Source organism: Sphingobium sp. RSMS (assembly GCF_005406185.4).
GTDB lineage: Bacteria > Pseudomonadota > Alphaproteobacteria > Sphingomonadales > Sphingomonadaceae > Sphingobium > Sphingobium fuliginis.
Genome location: NZ_CM191257.1, coordinates 1,193,467 through 1,213,463, shown reverse-complemented (window position 1 = coordinate 1,213,463; position 19,997 = coordinate 1,193,467). Strand labels below are relative to the sequence as shown.

The window sequence follows — 19,997 nt, the reverse complement described above, 5'->3', positions numbered from 1 at the left end:
GCATGGATTGCAGATTGTCCCGCCAGCCGCTTATCGATCAAAATTTAAACGTTGTTTCAACGCCATAGGTAGCCGGCTGGCCAACATAGGCGGCTGTGATTCCCAATGTCCGATAGAGATCGGGGAAGCGGCGCAGCAGATATTTCTTGTTCGTGATGTTACGGCCATAGACCGCCACTTCGACATTGGGATTTTCAAGCTGGAACGCGATACGCCCGTTGAAAATGCCATAGCCAGGTACGAAGCCGAGGCGGTTTTCCGTCTCGTAGGCCGCCTTTGTCGCCGCCGACGCCTGATCCGCCGCCCGGACCGCATCGAAATGCTGACCCCCGACATAGGAATAGGCGCCAGTGACGGCGAGCGTGCCGCCGCCGACAGGAATCTTCTGCGTGGCGCTGACGTTAAGCTGCTTCTTGGGCAATTGCAGCAGCGGCAAGCCGCTCAGATCGACGACGCAGCCGTTGGCGACCCCGGCGCTGTTGGTGCAGCCGCTGCCGGCCACCACCTGGATTTCGCTGAAGCTGCCCTTCGCATATTTGCCATCCTGCAGCGAGCCGTTGACGCTGAGCGTCATGCCTTCCCAGGGCACGGCGGTGATTTCATTTTCTATGCCCCAGATACGGACCTTGCCGTTGTTCTGGATATATTGGGTAACACCGATACCGGTCACGAAGCTGTTGACGATCGCCTGATTGTCATCCTTCCAGGTATGGAAGACCGCCGAGTTGAAGCGCAAGCGTCGGTCGAAGAGATCGACCTTCAGACCGGCCTCCACATCCTTCACCTTTTCAGGAGAGAAGGCAGGCAGGCCGCCTGCACGCAGGTTCCAGCCGCCAGCCTTGGCCGCGCCGCGGGTCGCGGCATAAAGGAAGAGATTGTCGCTCGCCTGCCAGTCAAGACCCAGGTTCCAGGCCGGATAGTTGAACTTGGCATTCTGCTCCTGATTGCAGGTGGTGGCTGTCACGGGGCTCGTTGGCGTGACGGTGCAGTTGATGCCGGTCGGCGTGCCCGCCACGGCGACGTTATAGGGCAGACCATATACCTGTGCATTGTGCAGCACGCTGTTGCGGGTGTCCCAAGTATAACGGAAGCCGCCGACCGCACGCAGCTTTGGGGTCAGTTCATAGTAGGCCTGCGCGAACAAACCGAAGGTCTTGTTGGTGACGTCGGCGTTGGAATCGCGGATGAGTCCGCCAAAAATCTGCGAGCGACTGAATTCATAGCCGCTTTCCTTGCCGGCATAAGCGCCCGTGATGAAGCTGAGGCTGTCGGTGATATTCCCGGAAAGCTGGAATTCCTGAGAAATATAATAGGATCCAGACCCTGCAAAGGTCGCCAGCAACGGGACGGCCGTACCGTCCGTATCATTCTGGCCATAGTTCATCGAATGGCGATAGCCCGTGATCGACTTGAAGTTCAGCCCGCCCAGTTCGACGTTGAGCGTACCGGAAAACCCATATACTTCCAGCGTATTGAATGGCTTCACACCGTAGAGAGCCTGCGCTTCCGGAGTCAGCGCACCGATCGTGGCCGGGGTCGATGTCCCGGTCGCGGTGTTGCCCCACCAATGATCCTTGGTCAGCAGACCGGCCGTGAGGCCCGGCTGAAAGGCGGCGGGGACGATCGCCGGATTGAAGGCCCAGAGCGCGATCTGCTGACCATGGTTGGACTGGCGGTTCCAGTCGCCCGAAAGCGTCAGGTCCCAGCCATTGCCTTCATATTTAAGCTTGCCGCGTAAGAATTTGCTGTTGTTGTCGGAAAAGTCGCGGTGGGTGGCGAGATTGTCGCCATAGCCGTCCCGCTCGTTGATCGCGCCGCTCAGGCGGATCGCGAGCCCCTCTGCGAGCGGCACATTGATATTGGCCTGCGCACCTAGCGTACTGTAATTGCCAAACTCCGCCTTGAAGGTGCCGCTGAGCTGGTCGTTTGGATCGTTGGTGACGATGTTGATCGCGCCGCCGGTCGTATTGCGGCCGAAGAGCGTACCCTGCGGCCCGCGCAGAACCTCCAGCCGCTGCACGTCCTGAATGTCGGTCATGCCCGTCGAGGGCCGTGGGATGTAGATCCCGTCAATATAAGTGGCGACCGCCGGATCGTTGGCGAGAATGGGCTGGAGATTGCCCTGACCGCGGATGGCGACGAAGACGATGCCGTCGCCGCCCGCGGAACCGCGGCCGATGACCAAGCCCGGCGCGGTGCGCTGAAGATCGACGACATTTTCCACCTTGGCCGTCGTCAAAGCTTCGGGGGTGAGCGCCGTGACAGCGATCGGTGTCGTCTGAAGACTTTCTTCAGTGCGGCGCGCAGTGACGACGATATCCTGAATACCTTCGCTCGCACCCGATTGCGGCTGCTGCGCATAAGCGGGCTGCGCCATGGCGGCGACGAGCGCACCCATGCCGATCGCACCCTGAGTGACGGCCTTCTTGCTCATATCTTCCTCCCCATCATTGTATCTTGCCTCGATTTGCACATATGAGCCCGTCTAGCTTGGAGCCGATCTGCTCCATAGTGGCCGGTCCACGGTTGACTGTGCGGCGATAGAATTTGGCCGCTCATCGACATTTTCCTGCTTGCCCGATCAGTGGACCTGCGCTGATGTTGACCGGAAAGCCTTGGGCGTTTGACCCGTCGCGGATCGGAAAGCGGCGGAAAAGGCCGACGTGCTGTTGAAGCCGCATCGCCAGCTGATTTCCTTGATGCGGGCGCCATCGCTGCGCAGCAGTTCCTTTGCCAGGGCGATCCGGCTGCGCGCGACAAATTCACCCAGGCTGACGCCGGTCCCTTCCTTGAAAACGCGGGCGACATGACGCACGCTCATGTTGCAGTCGCGCGCGATATCGGCGACGCCAAGAGGCGCGGAGAGATTTTCCAACACATAGTCGATAATGTTTTGGACCTGGCGTGGGCTACGCGAATGCTGGCTGCCCCGTTCGCGCGAACCCATGTGCCGGGCCAGTTCGACCGCAAGCCCCATGAGCATCGATTCGACGAGCGTCTGGCTGGCAAATCCGGGCGTCCGCAATTCCGCAGCCAGTCCCGCAAAGAGTCGGCGCATGGAGATATTTTGAATGTCTGCGCACGGCTCTACCTTGTTCAGCGGCTGCTCCCCGTCGAACAATTCCTCCAGAAATTCTTCCCCAAGCGCCACGCAGACGAGATGCCGCTCCTGAAGCGCCGGCTCGCCGAAATATTGGCGGTGCGGCGGCATGTAGAGGATGTCCCCCGACGCGGCGCGCCGGTCCGGGCGGCCCATGCTGACCATGCTGCGCCGCGGCTGACCGTCGAGCGAATAATCCAGATAATGTTTCTCTGGACTAAAGACGCCGCTGCTAGGCTGGACCCAATCGAAATGCCGCACATCCACATGCGCGTCGCGAACTCTCGCCGCCGCTTCGATGTAGAAATTCTGGACGCCAGCTCTACCCTGACCGGTCCAATCGCTCTCCGGACGAAACATCTCTACCTCTGCCAGGTTCTATTCTCTCGATGCCCCGAATAGGCGCACCAATGCGCTTTTACTTCTATCTTCGGATAGGTGGTCAAGGCTCCATGCGCGGGCACATCCCTGCCTGTGCTCGATCGAGGCGCGGCATGGGAACAGGGGCGACAGGTTTCGCCATGCACCCGGTTCGATATTCAAAAACAGGAGGCGCTCAATGTCCATCGCACCGCTCTTGCAGCCGGGGACGTCATGAGAGCGCTGTCGGACAAACCAGCGGCCATCGGCCATTATCCCTGGTATGTGCTAGGTATATTGACGCTGGCGCAGACCTGCCATGGCATTGATCGCGCCATCATCGGGCTGGTGCTGGCGCCGGTCGGGCATGAATTTGCACTCTCGGATGGGCAATTGGGAATATTGGCCGGATTTGCCTATGGCATATTCTTTGCCCTTGCAGCCCTCCCCTTCGGCATAGCCGTAGATAGCTGGAACCGACGCAACCTGATGGCGGCCGCGTTGACGCTGTGGAGCGGTGCGACCGCCCTGTGTAGCCTGGCGACAGGGTTCTGGACATTGCTCATAGGCCGCGCCGCCGTAGGGACCGCCGAAGCGGGCGGATCACCGACCGGCATGTCGCTGCTGAGCGATTATTTCGGCGAAGACCGGCGCGCGACCGCCATCGGTATCTGGTATCTGAGTTCGGGAATCGGCCTCGCCATCGCGTTCATCGTAGGCGGCGCGATCGTGCAGAGCGCCGGATGGCGCTGGGCGTTCGTGGCCGCCGGCGTGCCGGGACTGGTGCTGGCGCCGCTGCTGCTGCTCACGGTAAGGGAACCCGTGCGCGGCGCACATGACGGGCCGGCCCCGCAGCAGGAAGAAACGCTGAGACTGGGGCAACGCATCCGCCTGCTCGCCGCGCAGCCCGGACTGCTGTATTGCATCTTCGCCATCGTCCTGATCGCGGCGGGCATTTACGGCATGAGCACATGGCTCACCACTTTCCTGATCCGGGTCCACGGCATGCCCATTGCGAAGGCGGGCATCCTCATCGCCATCGCCTATGGCGGCCTCGGTTCGCTGGGCGGATTCCTCGCGGGCTGGGTGATCGACCTCGTCAATCGGCGGCGGGGTGGCTTTGATCCGGCAAGGACATCCCTGTTCGGCGCGGTGATACCCTTGCTGACGGCTGTGACCGGGGTCGGTACGGTCCTGTTCCACGACGTCGATCTGATGCTGGCGCTGCTGATGGCTTGCGGCTTCCTCAGTGCGTCCTATAATGGCCCAATTTACGCCGTCATCGTGACAATCGCCGGACCGCGCCTGCGGGGCCTTGCGGTATCGCTGGTGCAGCTGGGCGCGAACCTGATCGGCGTAGGCGCGGGCACTTATCTGATCGGTGCGGTCAGCGACTTTGTCGGAGGCACGGCCGGTGTCGCTTGGGGGATCGGCACTGCAATGCTGTTCACATTCGCTGGGGGCATATTGCTGCTGCTGGCCTCGCGCGCGATCCGGCGTCGGGGTAGCGGCGAAGCATAAGAAAAGGGCGGCCCGGTCTTTCGACCAGACCGCCCTTCATTATGCGCACCCTGTCATTTCGCGGCGTTGCGTTCCTTGCGTCGGGCCTTGGCTGCTTCGATCCCCCGAAACACGGTAGTCGTATTGCCCGCCCCGGCATAGAACAGCACGAACAGCGGCAGGAAATCCAGCTCCTCATCAGTGAATTCCTCATTGATGAGGGCGCCGTTCATCTGGATTTCGACCAGATCTGCGCGGCCCAGCATAGCCGTGGCGCCCAGCACCAGCAGGCGCTTCTCCCGCATCGAGAAGATGTCGCTCGCCCACAGATTGGCGAACTGATTACCGACGATTTCTTGGTTGAAGGATGATTCCCGATACGGGAGGGTCATTTCCGACGATCCCGGTCCGTAGACCTTGTCGAAGACTTCCAGCCCCTTCTGCCACTGCGCTTCGTCGATGCTCATGCCTTTTCTCCCATTACATTTTCCAAGCCCACGACCGTCTGATCGGTTCGGCGCGTCAATTCGACCAAGGGCAGCGCGATGCCGTAGCTGCGCGCCAGATCGATGGCGGCGTCCAGATCCTTGACCATCAGGCTGCGGGTATATTCGCGCACCGCCGCTTCCTGCTCGCTGGACGACGGATCGTCGCGCACCGCCAGCATCAACGGGCCGCCCACGCTGTCCGAACTGGCGTCGATCACATGCGCAAGCTGGCGGACATCCACCCCGGCATTGCGGCACAATACCGACGCTTCATAGCCGGCGCGCAGGCAGCCGAAGACGATGACGTTGCGGGCGATCTTCGCGGCCATGCCCGCGCCTGGGCCACCCATATGCGCCACCAGCTTGGCAAAGCCGTCCAGAACCGGACGCACCTTTGCGATTGTTTCATCCGTACCGCCGACGAGGCAAACGAGGCCATGCTCGCGGGATTTGGGGCCACCCGTCACGCCGCAATCGACCAGTTCCACGCCCGCCGCGTCGGTCAGGACGCGAATGGCGTCCAGATCCTCGATCGAGACGGTCGCGACCAGCACCACGATCATGCCCGGCCGCGCGCGCGCAAGCACGCCGTCGGGGCCTGACAGCACATCGATCGTCTGTTTTGCGTTGACGACGGCGATGATGACGACGTCGGACTGCGCGGCCAGCTCCGCCGGGCTAGCGACGACGGGCGGCACGCCCTCCAGCGCGTCAGCAGCATCGGCGCGAATGTCATAGACCGCAGCCAATTGCTGTGTCCGCGCGAGGCATATGGCGACGCCCGCGCCGATCTGCCCCAGGCCGATAACCCCTGCTCTTCCCATCCTCATCTTCCTTTCTGCCGCTTGCTCGCGGTCCTGTCATAGCCAGGCCGCAAGGATGGCATGGCCGGGGCCGCGGCGTCATCCCATCCGGCGCTTCGTGGCCGAACGTCGACAGCTTTCCCGTCCTTCACGATGCATTTGCCTCCAGCGGCAGATTTTTCGCAGCCAGGCTATAATGGATAACCGCGATCAGGAGCACAGATGCCGACAATTGCATACTCAGTTGCAGGCCGCTTGCCGATGCCGAGAGACAAGCGGCTGGCAGCGATGCCTTGCCCGAGACGAGGCAGTCTGCGGCATAATTGCCCTTATAGAGAAAGACAGCGAGGCGATCGCTGAGATAGCCCAGCACAACCGATCCCAACCCCAGCCCGGCGACGGTCTGGCCGAAGGAGTGAAGCGCGGCGGCGGACGCCCGCATACGGGGTTCAACCAGTGACTGCGTGATGGTCATGATCGCGGGCGTGAACGCATAGAGCAAGGTCGTCGCGACGAAGAGAAAGGCGACCAGCCACCACCAGTCGGATTGATGGATCGCCAGCAGATAGAATGGCAGAGCCAGCCCCACCGCGATCGCGGGCGCCCAGCCGCCCCAGCGTATATCCCGCCGGATCAGCCGGCCGATCAGATAACCGCCGCTGACTTGTCCCACCATCGTCGCGAGACTGAACGACAGCGCGAACACCAGACCCGCCTGCGCCAGCGGGAGATCGAAGCGGCGAACCAACAAGGGAATGAGGAACAGGTTGGTGCCGAACCCCACCAGCCCGACGAAGCCGCTGCCAAAGGTCAGGTGCAGGAAGGAAGGCGAACGGGCGAGCCGCCGAAGCACCATGGCGAAGGGGGGCGTATCCGCACTCTGCCCGGCATCCTTCCGTTCAGGTTCGGGAATGGTCGCAAGCAGTAGCAGCGCCAGCAACAGGCCGGGCGCGCCAACCGCCACGAGCGCAAGCCGCCAACCAAATGCCTGCGCCACCGCGCCGCCCGCAATCGCAGCGATGGCGCCGCCCAGGGGCACCCCCATCGCAATCAGCGAAAAGACCACCGCCCGGCGCCCGGCATCGAACCGATCGGAAATCATCGAAACGAGCGCCGGTGTGAAGCCGGCTTCGCCGACGCCGACGCCCATGCGGCAGAGCAGGAGCTGGACATAGCTTGCCGCCGCACCGGACAACGCCGTCATCAGCGACCAGAGCATCGTCACCATGGCAATGATCCGCACCCGGCTGTAGCGTTCGGCGAGTCGCGCCAGCGGGATACCCAGCACGGCATAGAAGATCGAGAAGGCGAGCCCACCGAGCATACCGAGTTGGAGATCGCTCAGGCGCAGGTCGTGACGAATCGCCTCGCCAACTACGGCGATGATCGTGCGATCGATGAAATTGAACATGTAGATCGCGCCCAGCAGCAGCAGGAACCATTTGTCGTGGAGCCGAAACCCGCCTGCGCCCTTCATTGCCTCTCCCCCCACCATCCGGCAGCTTTCATTTTCCATATGGGACAGATAGAACAGATTCTTTTCGATGTGTATCGATTTTCCCTTGAAACCATCTTGGGACTGCGCCAACAGATCGTCATCTTCGACAAAGGAATCTCAGCATATGAAGACGATCATCATCGCGCTCGCCGCTCTGGGCCTGACCGCACCTGCTTTTGCCCAGGCGCCTGCGGTGGATCGCAACGAGACGATCTACTCCGCAGACGGCACCAAGATCGGCAAGGTCGATCGCGTGCTGACGGCTGCCGACGGCGCCGTATCTGCCATTCGCGTTATCTATCGCGGCAAGTTCATCGCCATCCCCGCCGCCACGCTGAGCGCGGGTGAGAAGGGCGTGACGACCAGCCTGTCGAATGCCGAACTGAAGAAGCTGTAATCTCTTGCTCCACGGTCTTGCGGCACCGTGGGGCATGGACCAGTGCCGTTCCTGCGCTTAAAGCAGACGCATGAGGGCAGACCAGCAACCGCTTGCACGGATTTCGCGGCGCGGCCGACCGCCGCAATGCGAAGGGCCTGCGCTTGACCGCGCGAGGCTGGTCGCAACGTTGCTGGACATGGCCCGGTCGGGCGGGATCGACGCGCTCAATATCCGCCCGGTCGCACAGCGTCTGGGCGTGTCGCCACGCCTGCTCTACCACCATGTCCGCGACAAAGAGGCGATGCTCGCCCTGCTGACCGACGAGATATTGCGCGGCCGGATGCCCGATTTGTCGGCGCCCGACTGGGAAAGCCGCCTGCGCAGCATCGCCCGCGCGGTCCATATGGCCTACAGGGATTTTCCCGGGTCCGCCGCCTTTATCCTGTCGCGCAGCGCCAATCGGCTGGAGTTGCCCAATGCCTTGGCGATCCGGCGCGCCATCTTCACCGCGTTGGAAGAGGCCGGGCTGTCGCGCCGACAAAGCGAAGAGGTGCTCGTGATCTTCTCGGTCATCGTGCTGGGCAATGTCGTCGTGGCGGAAAGCCTGGACGACAATGACGACCGGCTGGCGATGCAGCGCAATGTCGTGGAAGCCGCCCTCACCCGCGCGACCGACATGCTGCTGACCGCGATCCGTGCCATCGCGGAAGCGGCCTGAGCTCCAGCCTCGGATTCAGCCGAGCTCGGCGATGGACCGGATGGGGCGGTCGATCCCGTCCCATGTGCAATGGGCGGCGTGCATCCGGTGGAGCGACGCCTCCATCGCGGGCGAAATCTCCATGAGTTCGACATAGCCGCCATTGCCTGCGCGGGTATCGAACAGCGCGAAACGTTCGCCCGACGGCATCTGGCCGCTGAAGGCCATGGCATAGCCTTCGCTGGACAGCCGCTCCACGCCGTCATCATAGGGGATGCGCAGCATGACATGATGATAGCCCTCGCCATGACGGTCGAGCATTTCGGTGAAGACCGAAGGCCCGTCATTGGTCTGCTGGAGCAGTTCGATCAGCAGTCCGCCGGAAAAGCCGAACGCGACCTTCAGCGCCACCTGCGTCGGCGCGCCGCGATAGATCTGGCCCGGCAGCACGGGCACGTCGAAGACGAAAAACGGCCCCGCGCCCATGACCCGTGTCCAGTGATCCAAGGCGCGCTCCATGTCGCGGACCACCTGACACAATTCCAGTATAGAGCCCTTGGGCTGCATCATGCATCTCCCCAGGTCGCGGCGTGGGTCCGCAGGTCATGCTGACGCGCGCGGTCGCGCAACTGCTGCCCCCGCGCGGCTAGATCGACGCGGGGAACCCTCGCGTCCACCTCGCGGTCGATGGCCGCCAGATCGACGACGCGCACGTCGCGGATGAAGCAGGCAGGATCGGCGCCGTCGGGTACGCCCTGCCAGCGCAGCAGCACCCAGCCTTCTTCGAGGCCTGCCGTATCGATCCAGTTGGCGATGCCCGGATCGACGCCCGCCACCACATAGCTGATCATGCCATCGGCCGCTGGCGTGACCTGAGCGCTGTTGAGGCTGACCAGGCGCAGCATCGGATCGGGGGAGATGGTCCACGGATCGGCAATCTGGATGCCGGTATAATAGCTGCCCGCCGGATCGATCGTCACCAGCAACCCCTGCCCTTCTCCAAGGGCGAAACGCCCGCCAGCCAGATAGCCCCAGCCCCCGTCGCGGCCATTGGGTCCGATGAGCCGGTTGGGTTCGGGATGACCGAGAAAATCATTCTTGAACCCCGACCAGAAGGCGACCCAGGCTGGCAGGTCGGCGACGACGGTCCGGGCGATCTCCTCCTCGTCGCGCGGGCGGTGGCCGGATGGCGGATCGACGCGACGGACGCTGACCTGTGCCGGCACCTGCCGCCAGTCGCGCTGACTGTCGCGGATATAGACCTGAATCCGCGCGCCCGGCTCGGTCCGTAAATGGGTCGCGCCGCCCTCCTGCGGGCCGACCGTCACAGTCACCTGCCCGTCGGCATCGCAGAACGGCAGAAGTTGCTGAAGCGTCAGCGCTCCCAGATTGCGGCCAAGTCCCGCATGATGCGCCGGCTCCACCTCGGCAACGATGCTGAACTGCGGTGGATCGGCGGAAAAGCGGATGTCGACAGCATAGTGCCCATCGCCATCGATCGGAATTTCGCGGTTGAAATTGTCGGGATTGTCTATCGCCACCGCCGCGCCCGGATAGATGTGGCCGAACCAGCGCCGCGGGGCGTTGCTGATATTCCAGACGACCCTGGGATCGGCGGGATCGCCATTGGCTTCGCGCATGGCCAGTCCCAGCACCCACTGATCCAGCGCCCGATCCAGCCCCAGCCGTCCATCGAGCGTGCCCGCGAGCGAGTCGGCGAGCAGCATGAGGCGCGCTTCTTCGCGTGCGGCACGGATGTCGGCCCGTTCGAGGAGGCGCAGCGCCAGCTTTTCCGCCGCTGCCTGATCGTCGGTCCAGAGAGGGTTGACGGTCATGAAATCGTCCCCACCCGGCCGCCTTCGGTGAAGATGGTGCTGCCGGTCGTATAGCTGGAGCCGTCTCCCGCCAGCAATACCGCCGCGCCGACCGCTTCGTCCGCTGCACCGAAGCGCTTGATCGCGTTGCGCTCGGCAAGACCCAGCCCCTTGTGGATGGCGGCCTCCTGCCCGTCCGGGCTCATCGATCCGACGCACAGGCAGTTGATCCTGGTGTGTGGCGCCTGCGTCTTGGCCAGCTCGCGCACCAGGAAAAGCAGCGCCGCCTTCGACACGCCATAGGCGACGGCGGGCGGAATCGGCGTGAAGCCGCCGCAGCTCTGGACCGAAATGATGCTGCCCTTGCCATGCGCCTTCATATCGGCCTCTGTCAGTTCGGTCAGACGCCAGGTCGCCATGACGTTGACGTCCATCGCCGTCTTCCAGACGTCGTCCGTGTTCGCCCAGAGCCCGCCGTCTGCGGCATAGACCACGCCCGCCGCCGCATTGTTGAACACGATATGGATGGGACCGAAGGCGGCGCGCGCGCCCGCCACCAGCCGTTCAAGATCGGCCTTCTCGCCCGCGTCGGCGGCGATGGCGATCGCCCGGCCGCCGTCGGCCGCGTTAATCTCTGCCGCGATACGGTCGAGCCGATCCTGCGAGCGGGCGGAGAGGACCACATTGGCGCCCAATTCAGCATAGGCCTTGGCGATATGTTCGCCCACGCCCGGCCCTACCCCGGTCAGGATGGCGGTGCGCCCATCGAGGCGGAAACGGTCGAGAACACTCATGCTGGATACTCCAGAAGATCGGGGTCAGGCGCGGTCGAACAGATGGCCGTAGCGCGTATAATAGCCGGCGAGCCGCTCGTGCACCTCGTCCGGATCGATGCCGAACTGGCCGGGGCTGTGCCTGTGCTTGCCGAGGCGGCTGGCGGCGGGGTTATCGGCCAGAAAAGCGGCGATGCGCGCGCGATGCGTCTCGGTGAAGGGCAGGCCGAAGCGGTCGTAGATGCGTCCGATTGTCGCCATCGGATCGGCGACGATATCCCGATGGGCGAGGTCGATAATGCGGCCCTCGATCGCGGAATCGCTTGCGCGCGCTTGCGTCGCCCGCGCCATCGCCGCGCACCAGGTGTCGACCACCGACCGGCCGATCGCCTGAAGATCATTGGCGCCGCCCACAGCCGCCAGGAAGCCGGCGATCATGCTCGATAGCGACGAGAGGGTCAGCACCGGATCGCGATGCGTCCACACCAGCATCGCGCCCGGATAGGCCTCCACCAGACCCGGCAGGTCCATGAGATGCTGCGGCGATTTCAGCGTCCAGCGGCCCCTGGGGCCTTTCCACTGGAAATGCTGGAGCATCCGCTTGTGGGTGCGATATTGCCCTTCCGGCACAATGTCCTGCAGCCATCGGGCGAAGGCAGGAACCCCCAGTTCGGCCGGGAAATTTGTGCTGGCGAAATGCAGCATCATGCCATGATTGCACTCGCCCGGCTGGGTGCAGTCCATCCGCTGGATGTCAGCCAGTTGCGGCGCATGTTTCAACCAGTTTTCATAGACGGCCTGCACCTGCGCGATGCGCGGATCGCTGTCGAAACTGGATATTTCCGGGGCCGGCCAGGGGATATACCATTCCCATTCGCGCGGCGCCCGGGCCGCCGGATCGAGGCAAAGCAGATCGTAGGTAATCGTTGTTCCGGTGCGCGGCAGGCCGCAGACGATCAGCGGGTCGCCCACATCCTGCGCGACGATGTCCGGATGCAGCCGTTCGTCTTCGGCGAAGCGCAGCCGGGTCGCGAGCAGGCCGACGATTTTGTGATGCGCGGTCTCGCGCAACTGGGCGGGCGGGTCCATCGCCTCGACTGCATCGACCAGACGGCGAAAGCCGGTCATGAAGGACATATCCGGCCCGAAGTCCGACAGTCCGGTCACGGCGCGCGCTTCCGCGATCAGTGCATCGGCGGAAAGCGGCGCGCGCTCTGCGACAGCGCTTTTCATGAATGCCCTTCGACCGGCCGCTGCCGCATGACTCACCTCTCCATTTTATTATTCCACACTGTATATTTATTGATTGAGGCATCGGTCAAGCGGGCAATTCGCTTTTACACGCAGCGGCCCGGTTTTAGGCCGTCTTGTCTTCCACCGGCGTCAGATTCTTCATGAAGGCTACGAAATCCGGTCCGAGTTCGGGGATAGGCAGCCCCAGCTTTTCAGCCAGATACAGGGTCATGAAATTGTCGTTGAGCGATTTGTTGGTCCCGGGGATATTGCCGATGCCGACCTGCCGGTCGAAGGCGCCCACGGCGACCAGCGCCATACGGAGCGCCGCAACGATGTCATAATAATCGAGATGCCCGGCCTTCTGGCCGCTTGCCGCTTCCCAGATGGCGATCGTCTCGTCCTTGGTCGGCAGGCCTTCCAGCCGGGTGATGCCGAAGCGACGGCCGAACAGATCGTCGAAATAGAGCCACCAGGCGAGGTCAAGCTCGGCAGGTCCCAGCGCCGCGAGTTCCCAGTCGATCAGCGCGTTGACCTGACCATCGGCGGAAAACATCACGTTCGATGGTGTGGGATCGCCCCACAGCACATTCACCCCCGCATCGGCCGGCATGTTGGCGCGCACATAGGCCATGGCTGCATCCACGATGGGCATGGCGCGGCCCCGGCCGGCCGCCTTGTGCCACGCTTCGAGGGCACCGACATATTGATCAAGCCCTGGCTGCCCATTTTCAGGCTGGGCGAGAAATTCAAAGCCATCGCGCCAGTCGATCTTCGCCAGGCTGGCAAAGGCGTTGATGGCGTTCGTGAAGCTTTGCCGTCGCTGCGCGGGGCTCATCTCGACCAGCCAGCCCTCCAGATTATAGTTGGGCTTCTGCTTGGCGCATTCCCCATCGACCTTACCCATCACGAGGAAAGGCAGGCCGAGAATATCCGGATCGAGATGCATGCCGATCCAGGGCGGCACGGGCAGGTCGCCGCGCGCATCGAGCGCCGCCATCATCTTGCCCTGCAGCGCCAGGCTGCTGCCGAACACCACTTCCAGATCCATCGGCTGACGGCGGACCACGAGCGTCTGGCTCTGGGGACCAGCTGGATCGACATAGTCGACGTCGACGAAGAAGATGTCGGCCGAAAAGCCAGCGCCCAGCGTCACATCGAGCGGGCGAACGCGGATGTCGCGCCATTCGGGCTTTTCGCCCGCCAGCCAGTCCTGCAGCTGGACGGTGATTCGATCGGGGGTCAGCAATTCCATGATTACAGCCCCTTCGCTGCCAGGGCGCGCTTCAGTTCGATGGTGAGCGGCCCCATATCCTTGGGCGACGAACCATGGAGCAGAATTTCATCGGCGCCGGCGTCCAGATAGGCCATTAACTGGTCGGCGCACTGGGCTGCGGTCCCCACCGCGGCGCCTTCATCCAGCCATTGCTGCGGAATGAGGCGGCTCACATCGACCAGTTCCTGCCGTGTATAGGCCTGATCCGCCGGCTTGCCGTTGAGGCCGGCGATTTTGGGATGGGCGCGGATATCCTCCAGCACCTTCTTGTCCCATCCATTGATGTCGACGATCAGGTCGCCAAAGCCGGGCAGTTCGAAATAAGTGATGGCGCGGCCGCCGACGACGGCCTCCTCCTCCTCCTTGGGCAGGTCCGGGGCGACGATGATATTGTGATAGATGCGCACGGACATGGGATCACGGCCGGCCTTTTCGGCCGCGTCGCGGACAATCTTCGCGCTGTTCTTCACCCCCTGCGCCGACACGAAGGGATGCAGCAGCACGCCGTCGCAATGTTCGCCGGCAAATTCCAGGCTCTTGGGACCGATCGCGGTAAAGATGATCGGCGGCGGCGTGCCGCCATGACGATCGGTGAGGCTGATGGCGGGGAATTTGCCCAGCACGCCCTCATAATTGATCTTCTCGCCCGCCCAGAGACGCCGACAGATCGAGATCAGATCGGCCAGCCGTTCCATGGTGATCGGCGGCGAACCGAGCATTTTCATATAGGCCGGCACGGCCCGCGCGAACATCAGGCGGAACCGATCCCCGCTCATCGCCTGCATCATGTCGGCAACGCTGGCGGTGACGAGCGGATGGCGCATCGTCGCATACATGGTGCCGGTGATGCGAATCTTCGACGTGGCCTCGGCCACCGCGCCCGCCAGCACCGCCGGCTCCTTGAGCGCATAGCGTTCGGAAATCCACACGCAACCAAGGCCGATGCGCTCCGCTTCCTTCGCTTCGTCGATGCCGCGACGCGGATCGTTCACGCGGCCGGGCAGGATATAGGTGCCGAACTTATCGAAAAGTGCCCGTGCGCCCGGTTCCACCGCTTCCGTCATTCCCTTGTCCTCTCAAATATATGCCACTGCATTGCCGTTGGGAGGAGCATTGGCAACCTGTCAAACGGCAGGTCCGGGATGCACCTCGACATAGAGGCGGGTGAGCTTGAGCGCCGCGATTTTCCACTGTCCGTCCCGACGCACATAGCGTTCGGTATAATGGCCGAAACCGGTGATCGACTGGCCGCCGGGGATAGGGCATTTGCCCGGCGCCCAGACCACCCGGTCCTGCATCGCCGTGATCATGTCCGCCTCATCGCCGCGCAGGTCGATCTCCGACGAGTGGATCTGATGCGCCGACCGCGCATCGATGACCGCAGAGCGCACCTGCTCCAATATGGCGGCATGTCCGCTCATCGGCGGGTTGCCGGTATCCTCCTCGACATCCAGCACCGCATCGGGCGTGAACAGGGAGAGAAAGCCGTCCCAGTCCTTCGTGTCGAGAAAGCGGCAATAGCGCGCCTTCACGTTGCGGATCGCCTCATAGTCGAGCAGCCTGGCCAGATCGTCGCTCATTTAATCCTCCATCACCAGATGATACGCGTGTGCGCGCGGAGCGTACGTTCGCGGATCGCTTGCGCGCGCGCATCCGGTGTCACCAGCACGGTGTCAGCGGGTAGATGGCTGCGCACGTCGGCCAGCTTGACCTTCTTCGTCGTCGGCGTGGGCCGCTCGTCGGTGTTGAACCAGCGCCCCTGCACCGCGCCGCTGGCATAGCCCGACGTGTCGAGCCAGTTGTGGACGCCCGGGTCGCGCGCGGAAATGACGGCGCGGAAATAGCCGTCGCCGTCGAGCACGGCCTGCGCCGCGTTGAGACTGGACTGGTTATGATACCAGTCGGTCGTCTCATAAAGTTCGTTGGTCAGGATCAGCGACCAGTAGTCGACTTCCTTCGGGATCTGCACCTCGGTAATCAGCGCCTCGTCATCAGCCAGCTCGTAGGCGCCCTCATAATAGGACTGCCGGGCAAGACCGGTCATCTGCGAGAAGTCGACGACTTTCAGCATATTGATCAGCCCTTCGTCGCGCAACTTCTGCACCTTGTCGGGAAAGGCCAGAGCGCAGACGGTCGCCGTGGCCGGAATCTCGGCGAAACGGTGCGCCAGTTGCGCCAGCGTGGGGCGCCCCTTGGCGGCGCGATCGGCGTCCAAACGCACGATGCCGAAGCGCGGCTCGCGCTCGACGCCCCAGTCGCAGGCGACGATCCGCACCATCAGCTTCTCGGTCGCGGGTTTCAGTTCCCACCAGTCGCCCTCATAGCCGGTAGGCCGGGTCGGCGAGAGGATGACATCGAAGGTTCCGTCGGCACCGATATGCAGGTCGTTGAAATCATTTGCATCCTGCGCGGGATGATGCTGCCCGGTGCGCAGCGTGTCCGGGCCGAGCTGCGCCAGGATCATCATCCGCGTCGTGCCGCGATCCCCCCGGATGCGATAGGTCCCGCCCTTTTCGATCAACGCCGCCTTGTAGATGGTGTCCGCATTGGGCTGAAAGATATTCTGGCAGATATTGAGTTCGGGCACGAAGATCGGGTGACTGCGATCATGCATGATCGCGTCATTGGTCGTGCGCAGCACGCCCGACAGCAACAGCCGCATCGATTCCTGCATGACGCGGGGATCGCTGCGCAGCCTTTCCGGGATACGATCGCGCATCAACTGGCCCAGTGGACGAAGCTGGTCGAGCAGATCTTCCCATTCGAAAATGCCGTTGTCGCTCATCTCATTCTCCACCATAGTCTTCCGGTTGACGACGGAGGCACCGGCGATCCCGCCCGGCAGCAGAAGCCCGGCGAGGACGGTCGGCACGCCCGCGCAGATTTCCCGCCTAGTCTGTGGCAAGCAATTGCCTCAGCGCAGTACGCCGCTCCGCGTCGACGCCTGCCGCCTCGAAATACCCTTCAATCCCGCCCCATCGCGTCGCGACCATATCGAGCGCGCTCAGAAGGAAATCATCCTGTACGCCGATCAGGATGGCCACCATGTCGTCGGGCGGCACGAAGCCGAAGGTCTTTTGCAGATCGCGCTTGAGATGACCCGACACGCGCAGATTCTGGCCGAATATATCGGATTTGCGATAATCCTCCATGATCACGGGACGCGGCACGGCGAGCAGGTCGAGGAACAGGGCGACGACGACGCCGGTTCGATCCTTGCCGGCGGTACAATGGACCAGCATCGGCGTGTCCTGCGCCAGCAGCGCATCGACCATCCGCGACAGATGCGGCAGAAAGGCCTGCGGCATGAGACCGTAATTATGCGACATAACCTCGATGGCGCGCGCGGCGGTCGGCTCGCGACCGAGCGACAGCCACATGTCCTCCCCCTGCGCGCGCAGGTCGGTGTTCATGTCGAGGTCGAGAATCCGGCAGTCCGGGCCGCACCAGCCATGCGGCGCCGCGTCCCTTTCGATCGTCGATCGGAGGTCCGCCACCGAGCGGAAGCCCAGCTCCGACAGCTCCGCATGATGATCCTCGAAGAAACTCGCCGGCCCTTCGGAGCGGAACAGGATGCCGGACCGGACCTGCCCTCCACCCGCGGTCGGCAGGCCGCCTATGTCGCGGAAATTGAGGCGGGACAGGGCGATGGTCATGCAGTCAGTCCTTCAACGGGCGGATAGGTAGGGATGACGGCACGCATCTGCGCCAGAAGGTCGGGCGCCATCCAGACATGCTCGACATAATGGCCCAGCGTCGCGCGCTCGTCGGTGTAGATATAGCGCAGCGCGTCGCCCAGCGCGCCTTCGAACACGACCGGGTGCCGCATGAGGTCGAGCGAAGCGACATGGGCGTCCCAATGGGCAAGCGGTCCGTCGATCCGGGTCGCGACATGATGAAAGCGAATGGCCAGATCGTCGCCCTCGGGCAGAAAATCGCTGAACAAGGGGGCCGTGTCGCCCACCGGCTCGATCAGTTCGACCTCGACGCCGCCGACCACCGCCAGCGCGATCTTGAGCACCGGCTTGCCGGTCGGATCTTCGCCGGGCTGGATGTTCGATAATTCGAAGAAGCCGGGCGTGCCATAAGCGTCCTTGAGCGCGGCCATCGCCGCGTCGAGATCGTTGGTGACATAGGCGACCTGGCAATGCTGGCTGTTGGGCCGGGCGAACATGCATATCTCCTGCTAATATCGACAGTCAGGCCGTAAAAGCCCGGCGCGGCACCTGCCGTTTGGTCAGTTGGCGGACATCTTGCCGCCGTCCACGACCAGCGTGTCGCCGGTGTGGTAGGCCGCCATATCGCTCGCGAGATAGACGACCGCGCCTTCCAGATCGGACGGCTTGCCCGCCCGCCCGAGCGGGGCCTTCGCTGCGACCACGTCTGCGATCATCCTGCCGACCTCCGGATCGGCAAATGTCATTTCGGTTTCGATGAAACCCGGCGCGATGACGTTGCAGCGCACGCCGATCGGACCGAGTTCGGCCGCCAGCGCCTTGCCAAGGGCGTTGAGCGCGCCCTTGGCGATGCCGTAATGCGCCATGGTCGGCACGCCCTGGAAGATCGAGCCGCTGCCGCAGATGATCAGCGAACCGCCCGGGTCGCCGGCTTCCGCGCGCGCCTTCATGTGCCGCGCACCCTCCCGCAGGGTGAAGACGGCGCCATCGAGATTGACGTCGATCAGCTTGCGATAGGTGGCGACGTCCATGTCGGTGAACGGCACCCGGCTGGCGACGCCGGCATTGGCGACCACCGTGTCGACCCGGCCCATGGCATCGAGCGCGCGGGCGAAGCCGGCGACGATCGCGGGCTCGCTGGACACATCGACGACATCGGCGAAGACCCGCACCCCATGCGCGCGCAATGCGGCCGCCGCCTCTTCATTCTTGTCGGCGCGCCGTCCCCAGAGGACGACGTCGCTGCCGGCACGGGCAAGACCGCGGGCAAAGCCGAAACCCAGCCCCGAATTGGCGCCCGTGATCAGCGCCACCTTGCCGCTCAGATCGAACAGATTTTCCGGCACGTCCATTCTCCCGATGGCCGCTCGAACGGCGGCGGCGCTTTGGCGCAACATTGCTGGCGACCGGGCCGATGAACAAGCGGCCCCAGTTTCGCGATCGTGCCAATGCCATCGCGAAACGGCCCTGGCTTCAATGCATCACGCCCTCTCGGAATTGCCGCGGCGTCAGTCCGGTCGCCTTGCGGAAGGCCGCCGAAAAGGCGGCCGCGCTGTCGAAGCCGCAATCCCAGGCGATGACCTTGATCGCCGGACCGGCCTGACGCAGCAACTGCTTCGCCCGGCCGATCTTGCGGTCGGCGACGTAGCGGGTGAGCGTCTGTCCCGTGGCGATCTTGAACTGGCGGAAGAAATGGCGGGTGGAAAGGCCGCATTCGGCCGCCAGTTCGGCGACGGACGGGGGTTTCCCCGGCTGTTCGACGCGATCCTCGATGCGTTGAAGCTGGGTTCGGGACATGCCGCCTCCTCCCGTTCCGCCATCGCGCGCCGAACCACGCAGATAGCGCTGCAATTCGATCGCAGCCTGAAGCCATATCGCCTGCGTTAGCATCTCGCTGCAAAAGCCGGGTTGCGCAATCTCGCCGGCGATACGCCGCAGCGCCTCGCGCACAGTCGGACTGCGCACGTCGAGCGAAGCCTGCAATGCGTCGCTCGACAGGTCCGGCCCGTCATGATCGAAGCCCATCCCGTCGAAGCCGCAGCATATGGATGTCTGCTCACCCTCGCCCCACTCGGTATGCAGTTCGCTTCGCGCCGGAACGAACAGCACGTCGCCCAGGGCGCTGGCCCTGCCCTGTTCCATCCCGCCATAACCGCCGCAAGGACGACCCGGGCGAGGGGATAGCGCAAGATCGAGAAAGCTGCGCGGCGACGAAAAGACCCCGCCCTGCTGGCCGCGGAAGCGATAATGATGCAATTCCATCACCACGCCGGGCAGCGCGATCCGACCCCGGACCGTGCATTCCATGGCCGGCGTGACGGGCAGATCATAGACGTGGGAAACAGCGTGCATCCAACCTCTCCGAACAGTTTCGCCTGCCGCGACGCCATCGCTGCCTA

At 63.5% G+C, this 19,997-nt stretch carries 20 protein-coding genes and 1 pseudogene; 3 read left to right on the top strand and 18 right to left on the bottom strand.

Going from position 1 to position 19,997, the window contains the following annotated elements; translation table 11 throughout:
- Positions 1-37: 37 nt before the first annotated feature.
- Complete coding sequence (locus EGM87_RS05665) at positions 38-2,434, bottom strand: TonB-dependent receptor (RefSeq protein ID WP_044662296.1); 2,397 nt, start codon at positions 2,432-2,434, stop codon at positions 38-40.
- Between the two features lie 147 nt (positions 2,435-2,581).
- On the bottom strand, positions 2,582-3,460 hold the full coding sequence (locus EGM87_RS05660; RefSeq protein WP_044662295.1) for an AraC family transcriptional regulator: 879 nt from the start codon (positions 3,458-3,460) through the stop codon (positions 2,582-2,584).
- A gap of 234 nt (positions 3,461-3,694) precedes the next feature.
- On the opposite strand from EGM87_RS05660, the gene EGM87_RS05655 reads away from it, so the two are divergent.
- Positions 3,695-4,981 carry an MFS transporter gene (locus EGM87_RS05655; protein WP_044663149.1) on the top strand — a complete coding sequence of 429 codons (1,287 nt, stop codon included), beginning with the start codon at positions 3,695-3,697 and terminating at the stop codon, positions 4,979-4,981.
- 53 nt (positions 4,982-5,034) lie between these two features.
- Here the strand turns inward: EGM87_RS05655 and EGM87_RS05650 are convergent, their stop codons facing one another.
- The 4 genes and pseudogenes from EGM87_RS05650 to EGM87_RS05635 all read right to left on the bottom strand — a co-directional run bounded on the left by EGM87_RS05650 (position 5,035) and on the right by EGM87_RS05635 (position 7,728).
- Entirely contained in the window at positions 5,035-5,427 is a 393-nt protein-coding gene (locus tag EGM87_RS05650) for a carboxymuconolactone decarboxylase family protein (RefSeq protein ID WP_009823703.1), read from the bottom strand.
- A complete protein-coding gene (locus EGM87_RS05645) occupies positions 5,424-5,777 on the bottom strand; it encodes an NAD-binding protein (RefSeq protein WP_306812574.1) in 354 nt (117 codons plus the stop codon). Before EGM87_RS05645 ends, EGM87_RS05650 begins: the two co-directional genes overlap by 4 nt.
- A 27-nt stretch (positions 5,778-5,804) precedes the next feature.
- Positions 5,805-6,284 (bottom strand): annotated as a pseudogene (locus tag EGM87_RS05640) (NAD(P)-binding domain-containing protein); the annotation flags it as partial.
- A gap of 115 nt (positions 6,285-6,399) precedes the next feature.
- Positions 6,400-7,728: a spinster family MFS transporter gene (locus EGM87_RS05635; RefSeq protein WP_044663148.1), complete on the bottom strand. Its 1,329-nt coding sequence runs from the start codon at positions 7,726-7,728 to the stop codon at positions 6,400-6,402.
- Between the two features lie 145 nt (positions 7,729-7,873).
- Between EGM87_RS05635 and EGM87_RS05630 the strand changes: the two genes are divergently transcribed.
- On the top strand, positions 7,874-8,146 hold the full coding sequence (locus tag EGM87_RS05630) for a PRC-barrel domain-containing protein (RefSeq protein ID WP_044662293.1): 273 nt from the start codon (positions 7,874-7,876) through the stop codon (positions 8,144-8,146).
- 70 nt (positions 8,147-8,216) lie between these two features.
- A complete protein-coding gene (locus EGM87_RS05625) occupies positions 8,217-8,846 on the top strand; it encodes a TetR family transcriptional regulator (RefSeq protein WP_044662292.1) in 630 nt (209 codons plus the stop codon).
- 15 nt (positions 8,847-8,861) lie between these two features.
- Here EGM87_RS05625 and EGM87_RS05620 read toward each other — a convergent pair whose 3' ends face one another.
- From EGM87_RS05620 to EGM87_RS05565, 12 genes are all read right to left on the bottom strand, one after another.
- Positions 8,862-9,395: a VOC family protein gene (locus EGM87_RS05620; protein ID WP_044662291.1), complete on the bottom strand. Its 534-nt coding sequence runs from the start codon at positions 9,393-9,395 to the stop codon at positions 8,862-8,864.
- Positions 9,392-10,660, bottom strand: coding sequence for a hypothetical protein (locus EGM87_RS05615; protein WP_044662290.1), 1,269 nt, complete (start codon positions 10,658-10,660; stop codon positions 9,392-9,394). Before EGM87_RS05615 ends, EGM87_RS05620 begins: the two co-directional genes overlap by 4 nt.
- On the bottom strand, positions 10,657-11,433 hold the full coding sequence (locus EGM87_RS05610; RefSeq protein WP_044662289.1) for an SDR family NAD(P)-dependent oxidoreductase: 777 nt from the start codon (positions 11,431-11,433) through the stop codon (positions 10,657-10,659). Before EGM87_RS05610 ends, EGM87_RS05615 begins: the two co-directional genes overlap by 4 nt.
- Before the next feature lie 24 nt (positions 11,434-11,457).
- A complete protein-coding gene (locus EGM87_RS05605; RefSeq protein WP_044662288.1) occupies positions 11,458-12,645 on the bottom strand; it encodes a sulfotransferase family protein in 1,188 nt (395 codons plus the stop codon).
- Between the two features lie 124 nt (positions 12,646-12,769).
- On the bottom strand, positions 12,770-13,900 hold the full coding sequence (locus EGM87_RS05600; RefSeq protein WP_044662287.1) for a phosphotransferase family protein: 1,131 nt from the start codon (positions 13,898-13,900) through the stop codon (positions 12,770-12,772).
- Between the two features lie 2 nt (positions 13,901-13,902).
- Complete coding sequence (locus tag EGM87_RS05595) at positions 13,903-14,985, bottom strand: TIGR03857 family LLM class F420-dependent oxidoreductase (RefSeq protein WP_044662286.1); 1,083 nt, start codon at positions 14,983-14,985, stop codon at positions 13,903-13,905.
- Between the two features lie 60 nt (positions 14,986-15,045).
- On the bottom strand, positions 15,046-15,501 hold the full coding sequence (locus EGM87_RS05590; RefSeq protein WP_044662285.1) for a nuclear transport factor 2 family protein: 456 nt from the start codon (positions 15,499-15,501) through the stop codon (positions 15,046-15,048).
- Between the two features lie 11 nt (positions 15,502-15,512).
- Positions 15,513-16,826, bottom strand: coding sequence for a DUF1214 domain-containing protein (locus EGM87_RS05585; protein WP_235600750.1), 1,314 nt, complete (start codon positions 16,824-16,826; stop codon positions 15,513-15,515).
- A complete protein-coding gene (locus tag EGM87_RS05580; protein ID WP_044662284.1) occupies positions 16,813-17,577 on the bottom strand; it encodes a tyrosine-protein phosphatase in 765 nt (254 codons plus the stop codon). Before EGM87_RS05580 ends, EGM87_RS05585 begins: the two co-directional genes overlap by 14 nt.
- Positions 17,574-18,095 (bottom strand): VOC family protein, encoded by a 522-nt coding sequence (locus tag EGM87_RS05575; RefSeq protein ID WP_044662283.1) that lies wholly within the window; start codon positions 18,093-18,095, stop codon positions 17,574-17,576. The genes EGM87_RS05580 and EGM87_RS05575 overlap by 4 nt, the downstream gene beginning before the upstream one ends.
- 63 nt (positions 18,096-18,158) lie before the next feature.
- Positions 18,159-18,950, bottom strand: a complete 792-nt coding sequence (locus tag EGM87_RS05570; protein ID WP_044662282.1) for an SDR family NAD(P)-dependent oxidoreductase — start codon at positions 18,948-18,950, stop codon at positions 18,159-18,161.
- A gap of 121 nt (positions 18,951-19,071) precedes the next feature.
- A complete protein-coding gene (locus tag EGM87_RS05565) occupies positions 19,072-19,950 on the bottom strand; it encodes a helix-turn-helix domain-containing protein (RefSeq protein ID WP_044662281.1) in 879 nt (292 codons plus the stop codon).
- Between the last annotated feature and the right edge of the window lie 47 nt (positions 19,951-19,997).

Bases quoted from the DNA above. Each gene is read 5' to 3' on its own strand.
- EGM87_RS05565 (WP_044662281.1), bottom strand. From the start codon at position 19,950: ATGCACGCTGTTTCCCACGTCTATGATCTGCCCGTCACGCCGGCCATG.
- EGM87_RS05635 (WP_044663148.1), bottom strand. From the start codon at position 7,728: ATGAAGGGCGCAGGCGGGTTTCGGCTCCACGACAAATGGTTCCTGCTG.
- EGM87_RS05605 (WP_044662288.1), bottom strand. From the start codon at position 12,645: ATGAAAAGCGCTGTCGCAGAGCGCGCGCCGCTTTCCGCCGATGCACTG.
- EGM87_RS05580 (WP_044662284.1), bottom strand. From the start codon at position 17,577: ATGACCATCGCCCTGTCCCGCCTCAATTTCCGCGACATAGGCGGCCTG.
- EGM87_RS05570 (WP_044662282.1), bottom strand. From the start codon at position 18,950: ATGGACGTGCCGGAAAATCTGTTCGATCTGAGCGGCAAGGTGGCGCTG.
- EGM87_RS05590 (WP_044662285.1), bottom strand. From the start codon at position 15,501: ATGAGCGACGATCTGGCCAGGCTGCTCGACTATGAGGCGATCCGCAAC.
- EGM87_RS05600 (WP_044662287.1), bottom strand. From the start codon at position 13,900: ATGGAATTGCTGACCCCCGATCGAATCACCGTCCAGCTGCAGGACTGG.
- EGM87_RS05615 (WP_044662290.1), bottom strand. From the start codon at position 10,660: ATGACCGTCAACCCTCTCTGGACCGACGATCAGGCAGCGGCGGAAAAG.
- EGM87_RS05650 (WP_009823703.1), bottom strand. From the start codon at position 5,427: ATGAGCATCGACGAAGCGCAGTGGCAGAAGGGGCTGGAAGTCTTCGAC.
- EGM87_RS05575 (WP_044662283.1), bottom strand. From the start codon at position 18,095: ATGTTCGCCCGGCCCAACAGCCAGCATTGCCAGGTCGCCTATGTCACC.
- EGM87_RS05630 (WP_044662293.1), top strand. From the start codon at position 7,874: ATGAAGACGATCATCATCGCGCTCGCCGCTCTGGGCCTGACCGCACCT.
- EGM87_RS05625 (WP_044662292.1), top strand. From the start codon at position 8,217: ATGAGGGCAGACCAGCAACCGCTTGCACGGATTTCGCGGCGCGGCCGA.
- EGM87_RS05610 (WP_044662289.1), bottom strand. From the start codon at position 11,433: ATGAGTGTTCTCGACCGTTTCCGCCTCGATGGGCGCACCGCCATCCTG.
- EGM87_RS05660 (WP_044662295.1), bottom strand. From the start codon at position 3,460: ATGTTTCGTCCGGAGAGCGATTGGACCGGTCAGGGTAGAGCTGGCGTC.
- EGM87_RS05665 (WP_044662296.1), bottom strand. From the start codon at position 2,434: ATGAGCAAGAAGGCCGTCACTCAGGGTGCGATCGGCATGGGTGCGCTC.
- EGM87_RS05645 (WP_306812574.1), bottom strand. From the start codon at position 5,777: ATGGCCGCGAAGATCGCCCGCAACGTCATCGTCTTCGGCTGCCTGCGC.
- EGM87_RS05620 (WP_044662291.1), bottom strand. From the start codon at position 9,395: ATGATGCAGCCCAAGGGCTCTATACTGGAATTGTGTCAGGTGGTCCGC.
- EGM87_RS05595 (WP_044662286.1), bottom strand. From the start codon at position 14,985: ATGACGGAAGCGGTGGAACCGGGCGCACGGGCACTTTTCGATAAGTTC.
- EGM87_RS05655 (WP_044663149.1), top strand. From the start codon at position 3,695: ATGAGAGCGCTGTCGGACAAACCAGCGGCCATCGGCCATTATCCCTGG.